23 protein-coding genes are annotated in these 23,466 nt (G+C 69.4%); 2 read left to right on the top strand and 21 right to left on the bottom strand.

Annotated features, from left to right (window positions below; translation table 11 throughout):
• Positions 1-18: 18 nt before the first annotated feature.
• From pgsA to kdsB, 5 genes are all read right to left on the bottom strand, one after another.
• Complete coding sequence (gene pgsA / locus FD678_RS06525; protein WP_218569606.1) at positions 19-645, bottom strand: CDP-diacylglycerol--glycerol-3-phosphate 3-phosphatidyltransferase; 627 nt, start codon at positions 643-645, stop codon at positions 19-21.
• A gap of 14 nt (positions 646-659) precedes the next feature.
• Positions 660-2,522, bottom strand: a complete 1,863-nt coding sequence (gene uvrC / locus FD678_RS06520; RefSeq protein ID WP_140720590.1) for an excinuclease ABC subunit UvrC — start codon at positions 2,520-2,522, stop codon at positions 660-662.
• Between the two features lie 130 nt (positions 2,523-2,652).
• Complete coding sequence (locus FD678_RS06515) at positions 2,653-4,071, bottom strand: hypothetical protein (RefSeq protein WP_140720588.1); 1,419 nt, start codon at positions 4,069-4,071, stop codon at positions 2,653-2,655.
• 7 nt (positions 4,072-4,078) lie between these two features.
• Entirely contained in the window at positions 4,079-4,549 is a 471-nt protein-coding gene (locus FD678_RS06510) for a low molecular weight protein-tyrosine-phosphatase (RefSeq protein WP_140720585.1), read from the bottom strand.
• On the bottom strand, positions 4,546-5,310 hold the full coding sequence (gene kdsB / locus FD678_RS06505; protein ID WP_140720583.1) for a 3-deoxy-manno-octulosonate cytidylyltransferase: 765 nt from the start codon (positions 5,308-5,310) through the stop codon (positions 4,546-4,548). Before kdsB ends, FD678_RS06510 begins: the two co-directional genes overlap by 4 nt.
• 172 nt (positions 5,311-5,482) lie before the next feature.
• Here kdsB and FD678_RS06500 point away from each other — a divergent pair, with 172 nt between their 5' ends.
• Positions 5,483-7,642, top strand: a complete 2,160-nt coding sequence (locus tag FD678_RS06500) for a TonB-dependent siderophore receptor (protein ID WP_218569555.1) — start codon at positions 5,483-5,485, stop codon at positions 7,640-7,642.
• Between the two features lie 82 nt (positions 7,643-7,724).
• Here FD678_RS06500 and lpxK read toward each other — a convergent pair whose 3' ends face one another.
• The 15 genes from lpxK to FD678_RS20825 all read right to left on the bottom strand — a co-directional run bounded on the left by lpxK (position 7,725) and on the right by FD678_RS20825 (position 20,964).
• Positions 7,725-8,750 (bottom strand): tetraacyldisaccharide 4'-kinase, encoded by a 1,026-nt coding sequence (gene lpxK, locus FD678_RS06495; protein ID WP_140720581.1) that lies wholly within the window; start codon positions 8,748-8,750, stop codon positions 7,725-7,727.
• Complete coding sequence (gene msbA / locus FD678_RS06490) at positions 8,747-10,516, bottom strand: lipid A export permease/ATP-binding protein MsbA (protein ID WP_140720579.1); 1,770 nt, start codon at positions 10,514-10,516, stop codon at positions 8,747-8,749. Before msbA ends, lpxK begins: the two co-directional genes overlap by 4 nt.
• The gene (locus tag FD678_RS06485) at positions 10,513-10,950 is read right to left on the bottom strand and encodes an ExbD/TolR family protein (protein WP_140720577.1); all 438 of its coding nucleotides are present in this window, start codon (positions 10,948-10,950) and stop codon (positions 10,513-10,515) included. Before FD678_RS06485 ends, msbA begins: the two co-directional genes overlap by 4 nt.
• Before the next feature lie 4 nt (positions 10,951-10,954).
• Positions 10,955-11,617, bottom strand: coding sequence for a MotA/TolQ/ExbB proton channel family protein (locus tag FD678_RS06480; RefSeq protein WP_140720575.1), 663 nt, complete (start codon positions 11,615-11,617; stop codon positions 10,955-10,957).
• Positions 11,618-11,620: 3 nt separating this feature from the next.
• Positions 11,621-14,029, bottom strand: coding sequence for a DNA internalization-related competence protein ComEC/Rec2 (locus tag FD678_RS06475; protein ID WP_218569554.1), 2,409 nt, complete (start codon positions 14,027-14,029; stop codon positions 11,621-11,623).
• Between the two features lie 369 nt (positions 14,030-14,398).
• On the bottom strand, positions 14,399-15,103 hold the full coding sequence (lolD, locus tag FD678_RS06470) for a lipoprotein-releasing ABC transporter ATP-binding protein LolD (RefSeq protein WP_177497608.1): 705 nt from the start codon (positions 15,101-15,103) through the stop codon (positions 14,399-14,401).
• Complete coding sequence (locus FD678_RS06465) at positions 15,096-16,337, bottom strand: lipoprotein-releasing ABC transporter permease subunit (protein WP_140720573.1); 1,242 nt, start codon at positions 16,335-16,337, stop codon at positions 15,096-15,098. Before FD678_RS06465 ends, lolD begins: the two co-directional genes overlap by 8 nt.
• Positions 16,338-16,374: 37 nt before the next feature.
• Entirely contained in the window at positions 16,375-16,830 is a 456-nt protein-coding gene (locus tag FD678_RS06460) for a hypothetical protein (RefSeq protein ID WP_140720571.1), read from the bottom strand.
• Positions 16,781-17,029 carry an FAD assembly factor SdhE gene (locus FD678_RS06455; RefSeq protein ID WP_177497606.1) on the bottom strand — a complete coding sequence of 83 codons (249 nt, stop codon included), beginning with the start codon at positions 17,027-17,029 and terminating at the stop codon, positions 16,781-16,783. The genes FD678_RS06460 and FD678_RS06455 overlap by 50 nt, the downstream gene beginning before the upstream one ends.
• 115 nt (positions 17,030-17,144) lie before the next feature.
• Positions 17,145-17,852, bottom strand: a complete 708-nt coding sequence (locus FD678_RS06450; protein ID WP_256661891.1) for a succinate dehydrogenase iron-sulfur subunit — start codon at positions 17,850-17,852, stop codon at positions 17,145-17,147.
• A 91-nt stretch (positions 17,853-17,943) separates the two neighbouring features.
• Positions 17,944-18,123, bottom strand: a complete 180-nt coding sequence (locus tag FD678_RS06445; protein WP_140720564.1) for a hypothetical protein — start codon at positions 18,121-18,123, stop codon at positions 17,944-17,946.
• Between the two features lie 14 nt (positions 18,124-18,137).
• Positions 18,138-19,928, bottom strand: coding sequence for a succinate dehydrogenase flavoprotein subunit (sdhA, locus tag FD678_RS06440; protein ID WP_140720562.1), 1,791 nt, complete (start codon positions 19,926-19,928; stop codon positions 18,138-18,140).
• Between the two features lie 34 nt (positions 19,929-19,962).
• Positions 19,963-20,349, bottom strand: coding sequence for a succinate dehydrogenase, hydrophobic membrane anchor protein (gene sdhD / locus FD678_RS06435; RefSeq protein ID WP_140720560.1), 387 nt, complete (start codon positions 20,347-20,349; stop codon positions 19,963-19,965).
• A complete protein-coding gene (gene sdhC / locus FD678_RS06430; RefSeq protein ID WP_140720558.1) occupies positions 20,346-20,738 on the bottom strand; it encodes a succinate dehydrogenase, cytochrome b556 subunit in 393 nt (130 codons plus the stop codon). Before sdhC ends, sdhD begins: the two co-directional genes overlap by 4 nt.
• Positions 20,739-20,793: 55 nt before the next feature.
• The gene (locus FD678_RS20825; RefSeq protein WP_140720556.1) at positions 20,794-20,964 is read right to left on the bottom strand and encodes a DUF1674 domain-containing protein; all 171 of its coding nucleotides are present in this window, start codon (positions 20,962-20,964) and stop codon (positions 20,794-20,796) included.
• Between the two features lie 123 nt (positions 20,965-21,087).
• On the opposite strand from FD678_RS20825, the gene ygfZ reads away from it, so the two are divergent.
• Positions 21,088-21,861, top strand: a complete 774-nt coding sequence (gene ygfZ, locus FD678_RS06420; RefSeq protein ID WP_218569551.1) for a CAF17-like 4Fe-4S cluster assembly/insertion protein YgfZ — start codon at positions 21,088-21,090, stop codon at positions 21,859-21,861.
• Positions 21,862-21,913: 52 nt separating this feature from the next.
• Here ygfZ and FD678_RS06415 read toward each other — a convergent pair whose 3' ends face one another.
• Positions 21,914-23,005, bottom strand: a complete 1,092-nt coding sequence (locus FD678_RS06415) for an ABC transporter ATP-binding protein (RefSeq protein WP_140720552.1) — start codon at positions 23,003-23,005, stop codon at positions 21,914-21,916.
• Between the last annotated feature and the right edge of the window lie 461 nt (positions 23,006-23,466).

The following is a 23,466-nucleotide window of genomic DNA, read 5'->3' as shown; positions in this document are numbered from 1 at the left end:
CATTGAACGAGGAACCTGTCAACTGTTGGATCCGGCTTTTTTTGCCGCTCCGCGCGCCGCGGCCTTCTCGTCCTCGCGCAGGCTCGGCCACGCCGCGTGCAGGTACTGGAACCCCGACCACAACGTGAGGATCGCCGCGATCGCCAGCATCCAGTCGCCGACGTGGAAAGCGAACGTGCCCATCCAGATGCCGTCCCCGGCGATGCGCCCCGGCATCACCGAGTACAACAGGCACAGCAGCGCCACCATCTGCGCGGTGGTCTTGATCTTGCCGATCAACGCCACGCGCACCTTGGCGCGCTGGCCGATCTCGGCCATCCATTCGCGCAACGCCGACACCGCGATCTCGCGGCCGACGATCACCGCCGCCCAGAACGCCATCCACGGCGTGGGATGGCCTTGCACGATCAGGAACAGCGCCACCGCCACCATCAGCTTGTCCGCCACCGGATCCAGGAACGCGCCGAACGCCGAATACTGGTGGTAGCGCCGCGCCACCCAGCCGTCGAGCCAGTCCGTGATCGCGGCCAGCGCGAAGATCGCCGCCGAAGCGAAGTTCGTCCACTTGTAAGGCAGGTAGAACACCACGACCAGCACCGGGATCATCACGATCCGCAGCAAGGTCAGCCAGGTGGGGATGGTCAACTTCATCTGGTTCTCTACTCGCCGGACGCGTCAGGCGTCGGCAACCCGTGCAGGTTAGCGTAGATTCTCGCCGCCAGCGCGGCGTTGACGCCTTCCACACGCGCGATTTCCGCCTCGCCCGCGGCCTTGAGCCCGGCCAATCCGCCGAAATGCTTGAGCAGGTTGGCGCGGCGGCGCGGGCCGATGCCCGGGATGTCCTCCAGCTTGCTGGTCATGCGCGCCTTCTGCCGCCGGCCGCGATGGCCGGTGATGGCGAAACGGTGCGCCTCGTCGCGCACCTGCTGGACGAACTGCAGCGCCGGCGACGCCGCGCCCGGCCGCAGCTCGCGGCCGTCCGGCAACACCAGCGCCTCGTGGCCGGCACGGCGCTCCTCGCCCTTGGCGACGCCGACCAGCGCCACGTTCTCCACCCCCAGGTCGGCCAGCGCGGCCTGCGCCTGCGCCAGTTGTCCCGCGCCGCCGTCGATCAGCAGCACGTCCGGCAGCACGCCGTTCTCTTCCACCGCGCGGCGGAACCGGCGGTCGATCGCCTGGCGCATCGCCGCATAGTCGTCGCCCGGCTCGATCCCGGAGATGTTGTAGCGCCGGTATTGGCCCCGCACCGGGCCGTTCGCATCGAACACCACGCACGAAGCCACCGTCGCCTCGCCCATGGTGTGGCTGATGTCGAAGCACTCCACGCGCTTGAGCGGCTCGGCCAGCCCCAGCATCTCGCGCAGCGCGTCGCTGCGCGCATGCTGCGCGCTCTGGCTGTCGAGTTCGGTCGCCAGGGTGAGCTGCGCGTTGCGGCTGGCCAGCTCGACGTAGCCGGCGCGCTCGCCGCGCACGTTCCACTTCAGCGAGACCTTGTGCTCGGCCGAGGCGCCCAGCGCGTCCTCGATCAGGTCGAGGTCCGGGATGCCGCGGTCCAGCAGGATCTCGCGCGGCGGCGCGTGCTCGGCGTAGTACTGCGAGACGAAGGCCGCCAGGATCTCCTCCTGGCTGTCCTCGCCGTTGGTGCGCGGGAAGAACGCCCGCGTGCCCAGGTTGCGCCCGTCGCGGAAGCTCAGCAGCAGCACGCAGGCCTGGTTCATCTGGGTGGCGACCGCCAGCACGTCCAGGTCGGCCGCGCGGCCGTCCACGTACTGGCGGTTCTGCATGCTGCGCAACGACGACAGCAGGTCGCGCAGGCGCGCCGCGCGCTCGAACTCCAGCTTCTCGCTGGCCTGCTGCATCGCCTGCATCAGCTCGTCCGCGAGCAGGTCGCTCTTGCCTTCCAGGAACAGCGTGGCCCGGCGCACCGCCTCGGCATAGTCGTCGGCGCCGACCAGGTCCACGCAGGGCGCGCTGCAGCGCCCGATCTGGTATTGCAGGCACGGCCGCGAGCGGTTGCGGAACACGCTGTCCTCGCAACTGCGCAGGCGGAACAGCTTGTGCATCAGGTTGAGCGTCTCGCGCACCGCGGTGACGCTGGCGTACGGCCCGAAATAGCGGCCCGGGATCGCGCGCGGGCCGCGGTGCAGGGCGATGCGGGGCCACTGCTCGCGGGTCAGCATCACGTAGGGATAGCTCTTGTCGTCGCGCAGGGCCACGTTGTAGCGCGGCGCGAGCGACTTGATCAGCTGGTTCTCCAGCAGCAGCGCCTCGGCCTCGCTCCGGGTCACGGTGACGTCCATGCGCGCGACCTGCGACAGCATGGACATGATCCGGGTGGTCTTGGGGCTGCCGTTGAAATAGCTGCCCACGCGGTTGCGCAGCGCCCGCGCCTTGCCCACGTACAGCAAGGTGTCGTCGGCCGCGTACATGCGGTAGACGCCCGGCGCCGTGCTCAGCTTGGCGGCGAACGCTTTTCCGTCGAACTCGGCCTTGGGCCTGGAGCGTGCCGTGCCCTTGTTCATGGGATGCGCCGCCCGGTGCGATGCCCGCCGCGTCGCGCAGCCTGCCCGCCCGGGCCGCGCCGCGCCGCTTGGCTGGACGCGCCCCGGGCGGCTTCGCACTCACGGGAAGGGACATGACACGCTCTGGATTTCATTCTTCTATCGGTACGTCGCTCAGCTCGCCGGTGGCGATGTCGTAGCGCAGCACGGCATGCGCATCGGTTTCGGAAATCCACACCGCGCCGGCCGCCACGGCGAGGCCGGTGGGTCCGTGCAGGCGGCGCGGCAAGGCCACGGTCGCCAGTTCGCCGCCGCCCAGCCGCAGCGAACGCAGGCAGCCGTTGCCGCTGTCGGCGATCCACAGCACCGGCGAATCCGGCGCCAACGCGATGCCCTGCGGGAACTGCATGCGCGCGCGCGACCGCGGGCCGTCCTCGTGGCCGGACTCCCACACGCCCTGCCCCCCGACCAGCGTCTGCACCAGGTCGCCGCGCAGCTGCATCGAGCGGATCGCCGAGCCCAGCGCGTCGCTGACGTACAGCACCTGCCGCACCGCCGCCAGCGCCGTCGGCTGCGCGAAGGCGGCCAGGTGGCCGCTGCCGTCGCGCGTTTCCAGCGCGCCGGCCCCGGCGCGCCACGACAGCCGCCTGTGCCCCAGGTCGTAGCTCCAGATCCGGTTGTCGCCGGACATCGCGATCAGCACCTGGTTGTCGGCGATCGCCAAGCCCTGCGGGTGGTTCAGGCCGACCGCGCCCGGCTGCGCCACGATCCCGTCCACCGGTTCGCCGGCCCTGCCGTTGCCGCACAGCGTGTCGACCTGCCCGTTGCGCAGGTCGATGCGCCGCAGCGCATGGTTGCCGGTATCGGCGACGTAGAGCACTTCGCGCTCCAGCGCCAGGCCGTGCGGCCGCTTGAAGGCGGCCTCGCCGGTGCCGCCATCGATGAAATCGGCGGTCCCGGTGCCGAACTGACGCAAGATGCGGCCGCCGTGGCTGCATTCCAAGATGCGATGGTGGCCGCTGTCGGCGACGTAGAGCCGATCCGGCGTCGCCACCAGGCCGGTGGGAAAGCGCAGCGGCAGCCTCGGCTCGGGATTCAGCTCGCGCGCGCCGCGCGGGTCGTCGTCGCCGGACAGGGACTGGTCCTCGCACAGCGCCTGCAGTGCGCGCTCCAGCTCGCCTCCGGTCCCGACCAGGCGCTGCCGTTCGCGGCCCTGCGCGTCGAGCAGGACGACGGTCGGCCAGGATTCGATGCGGAACCGGCGCCAGGTTTCCCAGTCGCTGTCCAGCAGCGCCGGCGCATCGATTCCCTGGCTGCGCAACAGCTTCAGCGCGCGCCGCGGGTCGCGTTCGCTGTCGAAGCGCGGCACCTGCACGACGATGACCCGCAGCCGCCCAGGATTGCGCGCCTGCCAGTGCGCCAGTTCGGCCAGGCGCTGTGCCGACCACACCGAGCCCGCGTTGACGAACGCGAGCGCCAGTGCCCGGCCACGATGCTCCTGCAGCGTGGAAGGCCTGGCATTGAGCCAGGTCGGGAATTCCGGGAATTCCGGCGCGAGCTGGGCGTTCATGCGTCGATTATGCCCGGTTGCCGGCGAACCGGCCCACAGTCGCGGCGGCCGCGCGGTCGACCAGCCGCCATACCCGCTCGAAGTCCTCCGCGCCGCCCGTGTAGGGGTCCGGGATGTCCGCGCGTTCCTCGATGCCGGCCCACGGCAACCACAGCACCGCCTTGTGCCGGTGCTCGGCGGGCGCGATCCGCAGCAGGTCGCGGCGGTTGTTGGCATCGGCGCACAGCAGCCAATCGAAGGCCTCGAAGTCCTTCGGCCGGACCTGCCGCGCGCGCAATCCGGAGATGTCCACGCCGTGTCCCAGCGCGCAACGGATCGCGCGGCGGTCCGGCGGCTCCCCGGCGTGCCAACCGCCGGTGCCGGCCGAGTCGACCTCGACCACGTCCGACAGCCCTGCCCCGGCGATCCGCGCCTGCAGGGCGCCTTCGCCCATCGGCGAGCGGCAGATGTTGCCCAGGCACACCACCAACAGCCTCATCGGGCCGCCAGCCGCGCCTCGGCGCGCTCCAGGTCCTGCGGTGTGTCGATGCCCGGTGGGAACTGCTCCGGCGTCAGCGCGACCGCGATCCGGTACCCGGCTTCCAGCACCCGCAGTTGCTCCAGTGACTCGATCCGCTCCAGCGTACCGGCCGGCATCGCCGCGAACCGGCGCAGGAAGCCGGCGCTATAGCCATAGATGCCGATATGCCGGAGCCACTCGCCCTCCGGCTTGCGCTCGCGCGAAACGGCAAAGCCATCGCGATGCCAGGGAATCGTGGCCCGGCTGAAGTACATCGCATCGCCGCGCGCGTTGCGTACCAGCTTGACCACGTTCGGGTCGAACAGCTCATGCGCATCCTCGATCGGCGTGGCCAGCGTGGCCATCTCGGCCCCCGAGCTGCCCAGCAGCTCGGCCACCGCGCGGATGCCCGACGCCGGCGCGAACGGCTCGTCGCCCTGCAGGTTCACCACCCGCACGTCGTCGGCCCAGCCGGCGATCCGCGCGCATTCCGCCAGGCGGTCGGTCCCCGAAGCGTGCGTGGACGCGGTCATCGCCACGTGCACGCCTTCGATGCCCGCCACCGCTTCGGCGATCCGCGCGTCGTCGGTGGCCACCCAGACCGCCTGGGCGCCGGCCGCCAGGGCGCGCTCGGCCACATGCTGGATGAGCGGCCGACCGCCCAGCAGGCGCAACGGTTTGCCCGGCAGCCGCGAGGCGGCATAGCGGGCGGGAATGGCGACGACGAAGCGCTCAGCCATGGCGCCGGCCCATTCGGAACGCTTCCTTAACAAAGTACATCCGCATCGATTGCATCCACCCAGGCGTTTAACTGAGAATAATTTTCATTCGTTGTCGCATTTGGAGGCGACGACGACGGAACCCCGGCCGTCACGGCGGGAACCAGCATTCCCCCAACATTCTATAGACCCCATGACTTCGAACGCTCCGGGCCCGGCCTCCGCCGTGCCGCTCCTGCAGACCGCCCTGCGCCGCAATGCGCTGTTCCTGCCGATGCTGGCCGCCCTGGCCGCGCCCTTGGCGGCCCGGGCGGAAGCCGTCGCCGACGCCAAGACGCTGGACTCGGTCAAGGTGACCGCCGAGCGCCAGGACGGCTACACCGTGCGCGAGACCAGCACCGCCACCAAGCTGGCCCTGTCGCCGCTGGAAACCCCGCAGTCGGTCAGCGTGATCGGCCGCCAGCAAATGGACGATTTCGCGCTGAACAGCGCGGACGACGTGCTGGCCCAGGCCGCGGGCGTGAACGTCGAGAAGATCGAGACGGACCGCACCTACTACACCGCGCGCGGCTTCGACATCACCAACTTCCAGGTCGATGGGCTCGGCCTGCCGTTCACCAATGGCGGTGCCGAAGGCGACATGGATGCTGCGATCTACGAGCGGGTCGAGGTACTGCGCGGCGCCAACGGCCTGCTCTCCTCGACCGGCAATCCGTCGGCGACGATCAACTTCGTCCGCAAGCGCCCGACCGGGGACACGCAGGGCAGCGTCGCCGTGGGCGGCGGTTCGTGGAGCAACTACCGCGTCGATGCCGACCTGTCCGGCAAGCTCAACCAGAGCGGCAGCGTGCGCGGGCGCCTGGTCGGCGCCTGGCAGGACGGCGACAGCTACCTGGACCGCTACAGCCGCAGCAAGAAGGTGTTCTACGGCGTGGTCGAGGCCGACCTGAGCGAGACCACCCTGCTGACCGTCGGCGCCAGCTACCAGCAGAACAAGCCCAAGGGCGCGATGTGGGGCGCGCTGCCGCTGTACTACACCGATGGCAGCCCTACCGATTACGCCCGCTCCACCAGCACTTCTGCCGACTGGAGCGCCTGGGAAAGCACGGACAAGCGCGCCTTCCTGGAGCTGGAACAGGCGCTCGGTGACGACTGGAAGCTCAAGGCCGCGCTGAACTACCGCAAGATCGAGACCGAGGGCGACCTGTTCTATGTCTACGGCACCCCCGATCGCGTTACCGGGCTGGGTTTGTATTCCTATCCGTCCTATTACGCCAGCGACGAAACGCAGAAGTACGCCGATCTCTATGCCAGCGGCACGTTCGCATTGGGCGGCCGTCGCCACGACCTCGTGGCCGGCGTGAACTGGGCCCACTACGACGTGGACCAGCTGTCCTGGTATAGCAACGACATCGGCACCCCACTCCCCAGCCTGAAGGATTGGACCGGCGACTATCCGAAGCCGAGCTTCGATGCCTACTCCGATGGCGCCGTTTTCGACATGACCCGCAAGACCGCCTACGCGACGGTCCGCTGGAACCTGAGCGACCGGTTCAAGCTGATCACTGGCGTCAATTACACCCACGTGGAAAGCGGCGGCGAGAACTACGGCAGCGCGCACGCCTACGACGACAGCAAGACCACCCCGTTCGTCGGCGCGGTCTACAACTTCGACCCGAACTACGCGCTGTACGCGAGCTACGCGGAGATCTTCAATCCGCAGACCGAACTGGACACCAACTTCCGCGTGCTCGATCCGGTCAAAGGCAACAACGCCGAACTCGGCATCAAGGGCCAATGGCTGGATGGCCGCGTCAACGGTTCGTTCGCCTTCTTCCGCGCCAAACAGGACGGCGTCGCCGAAGCCGGCGACATCATCAACAACATCCAGACCTACCACGGCATCAACGCCACTTCCACCGGCTACGAAGCCGAGCTGGCGGGCCAGTTGAACGAGCACTGGCAGGTCGACGCCAGCTACACCCAGCTCGGGATCAAGGGCGAGGACGGCGAGAACGTGCGCACCTACGTGCCGCGGCGTACCGCCAAGCTGGCGACCACCTACCGGATCCCTGGACTGGAGCAGCTCAAGATCGGCGCGAACGTGCGCTGGCAGGATGCCATCTCGCGCGACCAGCTTGCCACCGACCTCGACGGCAACGAGATCTTCACCCGCCAGGGGTCCTACGCCCTCGTCGGTGTGATGACCAGCTATGACTTCACCCCGCAGGTCAGCGCCACGTTGAACGTCAACAACGTCACCGACCGCAAGTACATCAACAGCCTGTACTGGGCCCAGAACTTCTACGGCGCCGGCCGCAACTGGTGGCTGTCGGTCAACTACCGGTTCTGATCGCGATGCGCGGCATGCGACGAGGGCGCCCGACGGCGCCCTCGTCCTCGCCCCCCGGGCCGCGCATGGCGGCGCAGGCGGGTCATTCGCGCGACAGCTTGCCCAGCCTGTCCAGCAGCGCCACCCAGAACGCCGCCGGCAGCTCCGCCTGCAGCGGCACGCTGTAGAAGCCGTCGCCGGCGAAGCCCTGGCATTTCACCGCGTCCTTCTCGGTCATCAGCACCGGCAGGCGGCTGCCGAACTCGAAATCCCCGGCCCGGTAGCGGTGATGGTCGGCGAAGGCATGCGGCACCACCCCGATCCCGCGATTGCGCAGCATCGCGAAGAAACGCTCCGGATGGGCGATGCCGGCCACGGCATGCACGCGGCGCCCGGCGAACGTTGACAGCGGGCAGGCCCGCACGCCGCCGAGCGGCTGCGCAAGCTCGATGCGCAGCCGCATCCCCCATTCGCCGAACCCGACGCCCGCCGCGGCCTGCTCCGGCGAATCGCTGGCCTGGCCCAGGTTGATCACCCGGAAGTCGCATTCGCGCGCGCGCGCGACGGGCTCGCGCAGCGGGCCGGCCGGCAGCAGGTGCCCGTTGCCGTAGCGGCGCTGCGCATCGACCACCTCGATCTCCACGTCCCTGGCCAGCCGGTAGTGCTGCAGGCCGTCGTCGCAGACGACGATGTCGCAGCCTGCTTCGACCAGCGCGCGCGCGGCCGCGACGCGATCGGTATCGACCCGTACCGGTACCCCGGTCTTCCAGGCGATCAGGGCCGGCTCGTCGCCGGCCAGTTCGACCGGCGTGCCGGCCTCGATCCAGCGCGGCTTCCCGGCCTCGTCCCGTCCGTAGCCGCGACTGGCCACGCCGGGTTTCCAGCCCGCCTCCTTGAGCCGGTTGACCAGTTCGATCGTCAGCGGCGTCTTGCCGGTACCGCCGGCGGTGACGTTGCCCACCACCACCACCGGCACCGGCACCTGCTGGCGCTTGCGCCAACCGCGCCGATACAGGCTGCGGCGCAGCGCGGTCGCGCCGGCGTACAGCGGCTCGAGCAGGCGTGCCGCCAACGGAATCGGACCTTCGCCGTACCAGTACGCCGGCGTGCGCGTTTCGCCCCTGCTCATGCCTGCCTTTCGCGGAACTGCATGCCGTGCAGGTGCGAGTACAACCCGCCCAGCGCCAACAGTTCGGCGTGCGTGCCGCGCTCGACGATGCGCCCCTGGTCCATCACCAGCACCTGGTCGGCATGCTCGATCGTGGACAGGCGATGCGCGATCACCAGCGTGGTGCGATCGGGCATCAGGCGATGCAGCGCATCCTGCACCAGGCGCTCGGATTCGTTGTCGAGCGCGGCGGTGGCTTCGTCCAGGATCAGGATCGGCGCGTCCTTGAGCATCGCCCGCGCGATCGCCAGGCGTTGGCGCTGGCCGCCGGACAGGCGACCGCCCTTGGCGCCGACCTGGGCCTGCACGCCTTCCGGCAGCTGCTCGACGAACTCCATCGCGTTGGCGCCGCGGATCGCGTGCTGCAGCTGCTCGTCGCCGGCGTTGCGCATCTCGCCGTAGGCGACGTTCTCGGCGATGCTGCCGTCGAACAGCATCACCTGCTGCCCGACCAGGGCGATCTGCCTGCGCAGGTCGGCCAGCCGGTACTCCTGCAAGGAATGGCCGTCGAGCAGGATCTGCCCCGATTGCGGGTCGTAGAAGCGCGGGATCAGCTTGACCAGGCTCGACTTGCCGCTGCCGGAGCGGCCGACGATGGCGGTCACCGTGCCGGGCGCGGCGACGAAGCTGACGTCGGCCAACGCCGGGCGCGCCTGGCCGGGATAGGCCGCGGTGACGTGGCGGAACTCGATGAGGCCCTGCGCGCGCTCGATGCGGCGGGTGCCTTCGTCCTGTTCCTCCGGCGCATCGAGCACCACGAACAGGCGCTGCGCCGACGCCACGCCCCGCTGCAGCATGTTCTGCACGTTGGTGAGGTTCTTCAGCGCCGGGATGATCGCCATCATCGAGGTCATCAGCGCGACGAAATCGCCCGCGCTCAGGCGGCCGGCGAGCGCCTCGCGCCCGGCGATCAACAGCAGCGCCGCCAGGCCGATGGCACCGAGCAGCTGCACCGCGGCCGAGGAGATGCCGCGGGTCGATTCGACCTTCATCGCCAGGCGCAGGTTGGTGTCCGCCAGCTGCCTGTAGCGCACCATCTCGCTCTCGCGCGCACCGTAGACCTTGACCTCCTGGTTGCCGGACAGCGCCTGGTCGGCGGCCTGCATCAGCTGCGCGCTGCTCTCCTGGATGCGATGGCTGACCCGGCGGTAGCGCTTGGCCACCTTGTCCATCACCCAGGCCAGCGGCGGCGCCACCAGCAGGATCGTCACCGTCACCGTCCAGCTGTACCAGATCATCACCGCCAGCGCGCCGACCACCTGCAGGGTCTGCTGCACCATCACCTTCAGCGCATCGACCGCCGCCTGGGCCACCTGGTCGCTGTCCGAGCCGAGCCGGACCAGCATCGATTGCACCGGCTCGGCGTCGAAGCGGCTGCCTGGCAGGCGCAGGTACTTGTCGAGCACGCTGACGCGGAAATCGCGGGCGATGCTGCGCGCGGCCCGGCCCATCGACATGTCGGTGATGTACCCGGCCACGCCGCGCAGCACGAACAGGCCGACGATCGCCAGCGGCAGCCACATCGCCACTTCGCGGTTGCGCGCGATGAAGGTCTCGTCGGTGATCGGCTTCATCATCGCCAGGAAACCGGACCCGGCCACCGCCTCCAGGATCGCGCCCACCGCGGCGAGCAGCAGCAGGCCGCGGTAGGCGCCGGCGTAGGACAGCAGGCGTCGGTACGTCCGCCAGGGCGAGTCCTGGACGGGCACATCGGTCGAAACGTTCACTTGTGGCTTCCGTCCCTGTTGACGTCGGGTGCGGTGGCGATGGCGATGCGGCGGAAGCCGAGCTGGCCCAGCACGTCCTGGACCGTCACCACGGCCTGGTACGGCGTGCGGGCGTCGGCACGCAGCAGCACGTCCTGCTGGCGATCCTCGCCGGCCACCTGCGCGATGGTCCGCTTCAACGATTCGGAATCCTGCCGCAGCACTTCCTGGTCGTTGACGAAATAGCGCCCGTCGGCGTTCACCAGCACGCTCAGCGAACGCGGTGGTTCGGGATTCTTCTGCTCGCTGGCGGTCGGCAGCTGCAGCTGCAGCGTGGAGCGCGCGTCGAAGGTGGTGGTGACCACGAAGAAGATGATCAGGACCAGGATCACGTCGATCAGGGGCACCAGATCGATGTGCGGCTCGTCCTGGGCGCGGTCGTCGCGGATCCGCATCCGCTCAGCCCTTCGCCAGCGCGGGCGAACGCGGCACCGCCGGCTTGGCCGCGGCCACCGGCGCCGGGCGGCCGTCGAGCGCGTCCAGCAACAGCGTCGCGTCCTGCTCCATCTCGATCACGTAGCCGGCGATGCGGCCCTTGAAATAGCGATGGAAGACCAGCGACGGCACCGCGATGATCATGCCGGTGGCGGTGCAGACCAGCGCCTTGCCGATGCCGCCGGCGAGCTGGTTCACGTCGCCCACGCCATGGTCCAGGATGCCGAGGAACATCTGGATCATGCCGACCACCGTGCCGAGCAGGCCCAGCAGCGGGCCGGCCGAGGCGATCGTGCCCAGGGCGTTCAGGAACTTCTCCATGCGATGCACGACATGGCGGCCGGTGTCCTCGATGCGCTCGCGGATCAGCTCGCGCGGGCGGCCCCGCACGTCCAGCGCCGCCGCCAGCAGCGTGCCCAGCGGCGAGTTGCGGCGCAGCGATTCGATGTGGGCCGGGTCAAGCTTGCCGTGCGCCGCCCAGTTGCGGACCTCCTCGCCCAGGCCCGGCGGCAGCACCTCGTTGCGGCGCAGGCTCCAGAGCCGCTCCAGGACGATCGCCAGCGCGACCACGCCCAGCAGCAGCAGCGGCAGCATCGGCCACCCGCCGGCCTTGACCAGTTCCAACACGTTTCAACCCTCCGGCGCACCGGCCGCATGTACGTTCGCCGATAGGATAGCAGCCGCCCGCCGGCGTTCCGCAGCGTCCCAGAGCCGGGCCCGCCAGATGCGGCGCTCCCTGACCTGAACGCCGGCCTGCCCGAACCATATCCGGATCGCGCCGCTGTGCGCCGTGTTCAGCAGCTCCGCGCCGGATTCGCGCCAGCGCCGCACCACGTCGGCACGCGGGTGCCCGAAGCGGTTGCCGTGACCGGCCGAGACCACCACCAGCCTGGCCCCGCTCGCGCGGATGAACCCGGGTTGCGAGGAACCGTTGCTGCCGTGGTGCGGCGCCAGCACCACGTCGGCGCGCAGGTCGGCGCCATGGTCGCGCAGCAGCCGTCGTTCGATGATCTCGCCGATGTCGCCGGTCAGCAGCGCCGCGCCGTGGACGGTCTCGATCCGCAGCACGCAACTGGATTCGTTGCGCAGGTACGGGAAGAACGGCGACGGATGCAGGAAGCGGAAGCGCACGCCGTCCCAGGTCCACTCGTCGCCGGCCACGCAAGCGGCCCGTATGTCCGGCAGCGGCGCGCCGGGCGGCGCGCGCGAATCCTGGACCGGGAAGACCGCGCGGACCGCGCCCAGGCCGCCGGCATGGTCGGCATCGGCATGGCTCAGCACCATCCGGTCGATGCGCTGCACGCCGCTCGCCCGCAGCGCCGGCACCACCACCCGCTCGCCGGCATCGAAGCCGTCGGGCACGGCCGGACCGGCGTCGTACAGCAGGGCATGCGCGCGGGTACGCACCAGCACCGCCAGGCCCTGCCCCACGTCCATCACCAGCAATTCGGCTTCGCCGTGGCGCGGCAGTTCGCGATCGGGCAGGCAGATCGGCAGCCACAGCAGCAAGGCCATCGCGCGTCCCGGCGTGCCGCGCGGCATCAGCATCCAGAACGCGCCGGCCAGCGCGAGCAGCAAGGCCCACGCCCCCGATTCCGGTGCCCACCACGCGGCGGCCGGGCTTCGCGCCAGCCACTGGAACAGCCTCCAGCTGATATCGAAGCACCCTGCCGCCAAATGCCAGGCCCAGGCGCCGCAACCGGGCACCACCGCCTCCAGGCCCGTGCCGATCAAGGCCAAGGGCACCACGACCAGGGTCCACCAGGGGATCGCCACCAGGTTCGCCAGCGGGCCGACCAGCGAAACCTGGTCGAACAACGCCAGGGTCAGCGGCACCAGGCCGATCGTCGCCACCCATTGCGCGGCCAGGAAGCCGCGCAGCAGCGGCATCGACCGGTCCGGCAGGCACCATACCAGCCAGGCCACGCCGGCGAAGCTCAACCAGAACCCGGCGAACAGCACCGAGAGCGGGTCGAACAGCAAGACCGCGAGCAGCGCGATCGCCAAGGTCTGCGGCGTGTTGCCGCGCCGCCTCGCCAGCGTGACCAGCACCGCCACGGCGATCATCAACACGGTGCGCACGGTCGGCAGCGAGAGTCCCGCCAGCACCGCGTAGCCGGCCCCGCCGAACAAGGCGCCGAGCGCGGCCGCGTGCCGCCGTGGGCAATGGCGTCCGAGCGCCGGCAGCAGCCACCACAGGCCCTGGATCGCCAGGGCGAAGAAGGCGGCCACCATGCCGACGTGGAAACCGGAGATGGCGATGAGATGCGTCAGCCCGACCGAACGCAGCACCGCCCAGTCCGGATCCTGCAGTCCGCGCGTATCGCCCAGCGCCAGCGCACGCACGTAGGGCGCGCCTTGCGCGGGCACCGCGGCATCGATGCGCGCCGACATGGCCTCGCGCCAGGCGTCCACGCCGTGCGGTGGCGCGAGCTGGGCCGCCGCGTCCGGCCGCCGCACCAGCGCCGTCGCCACGAGCCGGTTGCCCAGGGCATGCCGCTCCGCATCGAATCCGCCGGGATTGCTCAGCCCGCGCGGCGCCCGCACCCGCAGCGACATGCGCCACTGCGCACCGGCACGCACGGCGCTGCGCGGCCCGGGCGCGGTCGCTCCGAAATCGTCGTACCACGACACCTGCACCCGCTTGCCGCGCAGGAACGCCGGTTGCGCCACGTCGTCGTCGATCCGCAGCAGGAAACGCGTGCGCCGCGGCTCCGATTGCGGCAGGCCCTCGACCTGGCCGCTCACGACGACCTCGCGCCCCTCCCAGGCCAAGGGCAGTTGGCCGGCAAGCGCATGGGCCGCGTGCAGCCCGGCAAGCCCGAAGCCCACCAATGCCGCGGCCAGCGGAAGACCCCAGCGCCGGAGGCGGACCAGCGGCAGCGCCGGCACGAACGCGGCCAGGTACATCCAGCGCGGCAGCAGGCCCGGCCACCACAGCGCGACCACCACCCCGGCCAGCAGGCCGATCGAGGTCGTCACCAGCGGGAATGCGCCCGCCTTGTCAGATCCGGCGTCCTGCCGGGCCGCTTCCTGCACGGATCGCTCCTTCGATCGATGGGCATCGACGACCCGCGGTCGTCGCAGGCAACGCTATGCCGCTTCGCCTGCTCGGAACAGCGGCGTGTCACGCACCGTCGCGTCGGGAGTTTCCGAATCGGGACACGTCATCCTCGATGGCCGCCTTGGATGGGATCGGTCGCGCGACGGACGAGCATGCCGTTTCCGTCCGTGCGGGACGGCGCGGACGGAAATCCGCCCGCACAGCGAAGGGGCCCTCTCTGGCAAGAAGAGAAGATCGGGCGATGCCGGCGGTTCCGTCGGGACCGAAGTCCTTCCCACAAGGAGGTGCCTCGCACGAAGGCACCTGTTGCACCTCCCCATGCCGGAGCGGAGCGTCGGCCCGCCCTAGACCTCGGCCTTCGCCAATTGGTGCAAGCGCCCTTCGCGCAGTTCCAGCACCCGGTCGAGCCGCCGCGCCAGGCCGCGGTCGTGCGTGACCAGTACCAGGCTCGTGCCCTGCGCGCGATTGAGGTCGAGCATCAACTCGAACACCGTCTCCGCGGTCCGGTCGTCGAGGTTGCCGGTGGGTTCGTCGCCGAGCACGCAGGCCGGGCGGTTGACCAGCGCGCGCGCCACCGCGGCGCGCTGGCGCTCGCCGCCGGACAGTTCGCCCGGCTTGTGCGCCACGCGGTGCGACAGGCCCACCGCATCGAGCAACCGCAGCGCACGTTCGCGCGCAGGCGCGATGTCCTCGCCCGACAGCAGCACCGGCATCATCACGTTCTCCAGCGCGGTGAACTCCGGCAGCAGGTGGTGGAACTGGTAGACGAAGCCGAGCGAACGGTTGCGCAACCTGCCGCGCTCGGCGTCGGACAACGCCGACATCTTCTGCCCGTCCACGTAGACCTCGCCGGACGTCGGTATGTCCAACCCGCCCAGCAGGTGCAGCAACGTGCTCTTGCCGGCGCCGGACGCGCCGACGATCGCAACGGTCTCGCCCGGCGCGATCGACAGCTCCAGCCCGTCGAACACCGGGGTGCGCATCTTGCCTTCCGCATAGGTCTTGGCGAGCGCCTCGGCGCGGACCACCGGCTGCAGGGAATCATTCATAGCGCAGGGCCTCCGCCGGCTGGGTGCGCGCGGCGCGCCAGGCCGGATACAGGGTCGCCAGGAAGCTCATCGCCAGCGCGACGATGGTGATGACGACGACGTCGTGCGTTTGCATGTCGGTGGGCAGGCCGGTGATGTAGTAGACGTCCTCCGGCAGCAGCTTGACGTTGAACAGCGCCTCGATCGCGCCGAGGATGCGCTCCAGGTTCAAGGTCAGCACGATGCCGCCGACCACCCCGAGCACGGTGCCGATGATGCCGATCAGCGAACCCTGCACCATGAACACCTTCATCACCCCGCCGGGCGAGAGGCCGAGCGTGCGCAGGATCGCGATGTCGGCCTGCTTGTCGGTGACCAGCATTACCTGCGAGGAGACCAGGTTGAAGGCGCCCATCGCGATGATCAGCGACAGCAGGATGCCCATCACCGTCTTTTCCATCTTGAGCGAGTGGTAGAGGTTGGCATTCTCCTGGGTCCAGTCGCTGACGCGGTACGGGCCGCGCAGGTTGAGCGCCAGGTCGCGGGCGACCTCGAAGGCCTGGTCCATGTCGTGCAGCTTCAGGCGCACGCCGGTGACGCCGTCCATGCGCAGCACGCGCGCCATGTCGTCCATGTTGACCACCGCCAGGCCGCGGTCGATCTCGTTGTAACCGGCCTCGAAGATGCCGCTGACCGTGAAGCGCTTGATCTTGGGCAGCGCGCCGACCGGCGTGCCCTGGAAGTCCGACAGCGTGACGACGACGGTGTCGCCGACGTTCACGCCCAGCCACAGCGCCAGCTCCTGCCCGAGCAGGATATTGAACGAACCCGGGGTGAGGCTGTCGGCCGAGCCCTGCTTCATCTTCTGCGCCAGCACCGAGACCTTGGCCTCCTCGGCCGGGATCACCCCGCGCACCATCGCCGGCTGGTTGCGCGGGCCGGACAGCAGGGCCTCCTTCTCGATGTAAGGCGCGGCGCCCGCCACGCGCGGGTCGCGCATCGCCACCGCGACAGCGTGCTGCCAATCGTGCATCGGCGCGCCCTCGGCGCTGACCGTGGCGTGGGCCGCCATCTGCAGCAGGCGGTCGCGGATCTCCTTCTGGAACCCGCTCATCACCGCCAGCGTGGTGATCAGCACGGTGACCCCGAGCGCGATGCCCAGGATCGAGGCCATCGAGATGAAGGAGATGAAGCCGTTGCGGCGCTTGGCACGCAGGTAGCGCAGTCCGATTGCGACAGGGATGGGCTTGAACATGCCGTTGGGCGGGTCCGTTCCGAAGAACAAAGGAACGCTATGGTGCCATCTGTGGCCGGGCCGGCGGAACGGCCCGGGCCGCCGCGGCCAGACGCAGTTCACGTCGCGCGGGCGGCGGCAGCAGGTCGGGCCACCACAACCGGCCATCGCGCCGCCGCCCGGGCCAGCTCCAGCGCAGCATCGCCAGCGGCCCGCGCCACTCGACATCGAAGGTATCGGCCGGCCGACCCGCGACGACCACCGGCCGGTCGGGGTCCCAGGGGATCACCAGCTCGAACGGCTTCGCATCCCGTTCGCGCCAGATGCGCCGCACGCCCCATCCCGCCGCCAGGCCGGAGCCGGCCAGGGCGAGCCATCCCGGCAGCTCGCTGGTCCATAGCGACGCCACCGCCAGCCCCGACAACACCCCGCATGCCGCCATCGACCAGCGCGACGGCCGCCACTCAAGCCGGCAGGCTGCGGATGACACCGACGAGTTCGAGCAGGCGCGCATCCGGGCACTCCTCGTAGCCCATGAACCAGCGCCACAACTTATCGTCCTCGCAATCCAGCAGCTGTAGGAAAACCGCCCGCTCGGCGTCGGAAGCCGCCTTCCAGCGCCGCTCCAGGTAGCGGTCGAACAGTTGGTCCAGCTCGCGCATGCCGCGCCGGCAGCGCCAGCGCAGTTTCTTCAGTTCGGTGGATTCGTCCATCGTCGGTTCCATTCCAAGGGGCACGCCCCTCCAAAAACGACAACGGCACCAAACCCTCGGGCCGGTGCCGTCCGCCGATGGCCGCACCCGCGGCCACCGTCCCGCATCGCAGCGGTCAGGCGCGGCGCGCCATCATCAGCTTCTTGATCTCGGCGATCGCCAGCGCCGGGTTCAGCCCCTTCGGGCAGGTCCGCGCGCAGTTCATGATGGTGTGGCAGCGATACAGCTTGAACGGGTCTTCCAGGTCGTCCAGCCGGGCGCCGGTGTCCTCGTCGCGCGAGTCGATGATCCAGCGGTAGGCCTGCAGCAGGATCGCCGGGCCGAGGTAGCGCTCGCCGTTCCACCAGTAGCTCGGGCAGCTGGTTGAGCAGCAGGCGCACAGGATGCACTCGTACAGGCCGTCGAGCTTCTTGCGGTCCTCCGGCGACTGCAGCCGCTCGCGATCCGGCGGCGGCGGGGTCTGGGTGCGGATCCACGGCTTGATCGAGGCGTACTGCGCGTAGAAGTGGGTCAGGTCCGGCACCAGGTCCTTGACCACGTTCATGTGCGGCAGCGGGTAGATCGGCACCTCCGACTTGCCGCACGCGCTGATCGCCTTGGTGCAGGCCAGCGTGTTGGTGCCGTCGATGTTCATCGCGCACGAACCGCAGATGCCCTCGCGGCACGAGCGGCGGAAGGTCAGGGTCGGATCGATCTCGTTCTTGATCTTGATCAACGCGTCCAGGACCATCGGGCCGCACTTGTCCAGGTCCACCTCGTAGGTGTCGGTGCGCGGGTTCTCGCCTGCGTCCGGGCTCCAGCGGTAGATCTTGAAGGTGCGCACGTTCTTGGCGCCCTTGGCCGGGAAGTGCTTGCCCTTGCCGATCTTGGAATTCTTGGGGAGGGTGAACTCTGCCATGGCTGTTCTCGTTGGCTCAGGCGCTGCGCGGCGCGAAGGAGGCCTGCACGGCGCGCACGATTGGAAAGAGGATGGATCCGGCGATCGGGGCGGCTGCGGCGGCCGGCGCCATGGAACGGTCGATCGGCACTCCCGCCGCGACCGCCGGCCGGGCCGGGCCGGCCATCGTGCGGGGAGCGGTGCTCGACGGTTCCATGCGCCGGGCCTGCATCAGTACACGCGCGGCTTGGGCGGGACGACGTCCACGTCCTGCGTGAGCGTGTACATGTGCACCGGGCGGTAGTCGAAGCTGCAGTTGCCCTTCTCGTCGACGCTCACCAGCGTGTGCTTCTGCCAGTTGGCGTCGTCGCGCTCCGGATAGTCCTCGTGCGCGTGGGCGCCGCGGCTTTCCTTGCGCTGCTCGGCCGAGTTGATCGTCGCCACCGCGTTGAGCAGCAGGTTGTTCAGCTCGTAGGTCTCGATCAGGTCCGAGTTCCAGACCAGCGAACGGTCCGTCACCTTGACGTCCTCGAACGAGGCGAAGATGTCGGCCATCTTCTCGCAGCCTTCCTTCAGCGTCTTGCTGGTGCGGAACACCGCGGCGTCGGCCTGCATCGTGCGCTGCATCCTGTCGCGGATCACCGCCGTCGGCGTGTCGCCGTTGGCATGGCGCAGCTTGTCCAGCAGGCCCAGCGCCTTGTCGCAGGCGTCCGACGGCAGCGGCTTGTGCGGCTGGTTGGTGCGGATCGTCTCGGCGCAGCGGTTGGCCACCGCGCGGCCGAACACCACCAGGTCGAGCAGCGAGTTGGAACCCAGGCGGTTGGCGCCGTGCACCGACACGCAGGCGGCCTCGCCGATCGCATACAGGCCGGGCACGACCGCATCGGGGTCGTCGCCGATCTTGCGCACCACTTCGCCGTGGTAGTTGGTCGGGATGCCGCCCATGTTGTAGTGGACGGTCGGGATCACCGGGATCGGCTGCTTGTGCACGTCGACGCCGGCGAAGATGCGGGCGCTCTCGGCGATGCCCGGCAGCTTCTCGTCGATCACGCCCGGGCCGAGGTGGGTCAGGTCGAGCAGGATGTGGTCCTTGTGCTCGCCGACGCCGCGGCCCTCGCGGATCTCGATGGTCATCGAGCGCGCGACCACGTCGCGCGAGGCCAGGTCCTTGTAGTGCGGCGCGTAGCGCTCCATGAAGCGCTCGCCGCTACTGTTGCGCAGGATGCCGCCCTCGCCGCGCACGCCCTCGGTGATCAGGCAGCCCGCGCCGTAGATGCCGGTCGGGTGGAACTGCACGAACTCCATGTCCTGCATCGGCAGGCCGGCGCGCATCACCATGCCGCCGCCGTCGCCGGTGCAGGTATGCGCCGAGGTCGCGCTGAAGTAAGCGCGGCCGTAGCCGCCGGTGGCCAGCACCACGCCGTGGGCGCGGAACAGGTGCAGCGTGCCCTCGGCCATGTCCAGCGCGAGCACGCCGCGGCAGACGCCTTCCTCGTCGAAGATCAGGTCGAGCGCGAAGTACTCGATCATGAAGCGCGCGTTGTGCGCCAGCGACTGCTGGTACAGCGTGTGCAGCATGGCGTGGCCGGTACGGTCGGCGGCGGCGCAGGTGCGCTGCGCGGCCGGGCCTTCGCCGTACTTGGTGGTCATGCCGCCGAACGGGCGCTGGTAGATCTTGCCGTCCTCGGTGCGCGAGAACGGCACGCCGTAGTGCTCGAGCTCGATGATCGCGGGGATCGCCTCGCGCACCATGTACTCGATGGCGTCCTGGTCGCCCAGCCAGTCCGAGCCCTTGATGGTGTCGTAGAAGTGGTAGCGCCAGTCGTCGTCGCCCATGTTGCCGAGCGCGGCGGAGATGCCGCCCTGCGCCGCGACGGTGTGCGAACGGGTCGGGAAGACCTTGGTCAGGCACACCGTCTGCAGGCCCTTCTGGGCCAGGCCGAAGGTGGCGCGCAGGCCGGCGCCGCCGGCGCCGACCACGACCATGTCGTACTTGTGTTCGGTGATCTTGTAAGCGGACATCTAATCTGGATTCCTGTTCTGGGCGCCCGAGGACTCAGGCGCCGCCCAGCGCGATGCGGACCACCGCGAAGACACTGGCGATTCCGCCGACCACGGCGATGAACTTCACCGTCGTCTGCAGCGCAAGGGCCAGGAGCGAATTGTGGATGTAGTCCTCGAGGATGACCTGCAGGCCGAGCTGGGCATGCCAGAACGAGGCCACGAGGAAACCGACCAGCAGGACCGCGTTCCACGGCTTGGCGACCGCCGCGGTGGCGGTGGCGTAGTCCGAGCCGACCAGGCCGAGCACGAACACCAGGAACCAGATGCCGAGCAGCACCAGGGCGGTCGCGGTCAGGCGCTGGTGGACGAAGTGATCGGTGCCGGTCTTGGCCGCGCCGAGGCCGCGCACGTTCTTGAGGGGGGTACGAAAGCGACTCATGCGCCGGCTCCCAGCAGGACGTAGGCCCAGATCAGCGCGGTGATCACCAGGCTGCCGATCACCGACAGCCAGCTGCTGCGCTTGAAGGCGGGAATGCTGTAGCCGTACGCGAAGTCCTGCACGATGTGGCGGATGCCGTTGCACAGGTGGTAGGCGAAGGCCCAGGACCAGATGAAGAGGAAGAGCTGGCCATACCAGGCGCCAGCCAGCTGGGTGAAGCAGCTCCAGTGTTCCGGGCCCAGCATCAGCACCAGCAGGCCGGTGGCGATGATCAGGGCACCGAGCGACAGAACGATGCCCGTGGCTCGATGCAGGATCGAGGTGGCCATCTGGATCTGCCAGCGATACACCTGGAGGTGCGGAGACAATGGTCGTTCTTGGGTCGCCATTCGCTGGACTCGTTTTTCTCGGCTGGGCGGCTTGCGCCGCGTTGGCTGGTGCTGATCAGAAATCGATGCAGCGCCCGTTCTTCTCCCAATCCCCGTATCGCACCGGATCCAGTCCGCCGCGGCCACCGATCTCCTTCGGCTCCGTTCCACCCTTGGAATCATGCGTTCCAGCGGGCGGCGGCGCTTCGGGCTCGGTCTCGGGAGTGGGGGTTGTTTGGCCTATCATGAGGGTCTCGCAACGCAGCAAATTTTAGTCCTGCCCCCCGTGCCTGACAACCTTCACATTACGGAACCGTCGTTCATCCTGCTCCCGGAGGCGGAAATCATCGCGCTCCAGGGGCCGGACGCGGTGGCTTTTTCCCAGGCCCAGTTCGCCAACGACGTGGCCTCGCTGGCCGCTGGACATTGGCAATGGAACGCATGGCTCACGCCCAAGGGCCGGGTCATCGCGATCTTCCTGCTCGCCCGGCCAAGCGAGCAGGACATCCACCTGGTGCTTCCGGACGGCGGTGCCCACGCCATGGCCGAGCAACTGCGCCGCTTCGTGTTCCGCCGCAAGACGAGCATCGAGCCGCGCGAGGACCTGGCCGTGTCCGGCCGGCTGTCGCCCGCCCCGGCCGACGGCGACCGCCTCGGCATCGAGCAGGACCGCCTGTCGTTCGACCTCGGCACCCCCGGGGCGGCGCGCACGCTGTGCGTGCAACCGCGCTCGGCGCTCGTGCAGGCCGACGACGACTTCGCCAAGGAATGGCGCAGGCTCGACCTGCGCATGGGCCTGCCTCGATTGGACGCGTCGCAGCGCGAGCAATGGACGCCGCAGCAGATCGGGCTGGACCGGCTCAACGCCTACAGCGTCAAGAAGGGCTGCTACCCCGGCCAGGAGATCGTGGCGCGCACGCACTTCCTCGGCAAGGCCAAGCGCAGCACGCGCCTGCTCGAAACCGCCGTGGATGCCCAGCCGGGCGATGAAGTGCGGCGCGACGATCAGGCCATCGGCAGCGTCGCCAGCGTCGCCGACGGCCTGGCGCTGGCGGTGCTGCCGCTGGAAGGCGCGGAGGATGGCCTGACGGTACGCGGCGAGGCCGCGCGTGTCGCTCCGTTCCTGGATGGACTGGCACGCTGATCCCGTTGCGGGACCTGCTTTTGTGGGAACGGCTCCCGCCATGGGAAGCGCGTCAAGCAGACGCGGACAAGCGCACGCCACTATCCGCATCGAAGAAATGCAGGTGCGCCGCCTGGATCGCCACCGGCAGCGCCTCGCCCGCCGCGGGCAGCGCCTGCGGCGGCACGCGCAACACCAATGGCACCCCGTCCAGCGACACGTTGACGAAGATCTCGTTGCCGACCGGCTCCAGTCCGTCGACCACGGCGTCGAACGCCGGCCCGGCCGCCGTCGCCGGCTGCAGGTGCTCCGGGCGCACGCCCACCGCGACCTCACGCCCCAGCCAGTCCGGGGACACGGCCGCGCCCTCGATCGGCAATGTCCGCCCGCCCGCGAGCTGCAGCCCCAGGCCGGGCCCGGCGACCAGCCTTCCGCGCAGCACGTTCATCGCCGGGCTCCCGAGGAACCCGGCCACGAACAGGTTGGCCGGCCGCTCGTACAGCGCCATCGGCGTGTCGATCTGCTGGATCACGCCATCCTTGAGCACGACGATGCGCTGACCCAGCGTCATCGCCTCGACCTGGTCGTGGGTGACGTAGATCATCGTGGTGCCGAGCTTGCGATGCAGTTGCGCGATCTCGGTGCGCACGCTGTGGCGCAGCTTGGCGTCGAGGTTGGAAAGCGGCTCGTCGAGCAGGAACACCGCCGACTCGCGCACCATCGCCCGGCCCAGCGCCACGCGCTGGCGCTGGCCGCCGGACATCGCCTTGGGCAGCTTGTCCAGCATCGAGGCCAGGCCGAGCATGTCGGCCGCCTCCTTCACCCGCCGCGCGATCTCGTCCTTGGGCGTGCCGCGCAGCTTCAGGCCGAAGGCCAGGTTCTCGGCCACGGTCATGTGCGGGTACAGCGCGTAGCTCTGGAACACCATCGCGATGTCGCGGTCCTTGGGGGCGACGTCGTTGACCACCCGATCGCCGATCCGCAGCGTTCCATCGCTGATCTCCTCCAGCCCGGCGATCATCCGCAGCAGCGTGGACTTGCCGCAGCCGGAAGGGCCCACCAGCACCATCAACTCGCCATCGGCGACCTCGAAACTGGCCCCCTGCACGGCCACCTGGCCGTTGTCGTAGACCTTGCGGACCTTGTCCAACTGCACTTTCGCCATCTTCTCGCCTCGACCGGGGATACGACTGCGCCGGCCCTCCCGACGTCAGTGACGGGCAATCGTCGCAGGATCCACCGCAAACGAATGCATTGGTTTATTCTGACATGTAATCGTTTTCAACTGGCAACATCGGCGGCGTGCCGCCCGCGAGGGCCGGACACGTCGCGCCAGCTCCTTCGACACGATGGTCGTAGGGAACGGCATGGGGAATCGAACGGGAGGGAACATGACGCCATCGCACCGGACTTGCGCGCATTCCGCGCCGTACCGGGCCAGACATTCCATAACGATCGTCCAGGTATGCCCGGTGCGCCCTAAACATGCCGGCCCTTTGCTGCAACAATCGGGGGCTCACCTCCGTGGGCAGGGATCCCGATGTGTGCGCATACGCCTTGAACCGATGCGGCCAACCCGATCACCAGAACGCCTGGAACCCCTTGGGCCACTTCATTGACAACGAT

Origin of the sequence: Pseudomonas sp. Hp2 (genome assembly GCF_006386585.1) — a bacterium.
GTDB classification, from domain to species: Bacteria; Pseudomonadota; Gammaproteobacteria; order Xanthomonadales; family Xanthomonadaceae; genus Pseudomonas_S; species Pseudomonas_S boreopolis.
This window is presented reverse-complemented; position numbering and strand designations above follow the sequence as displayed.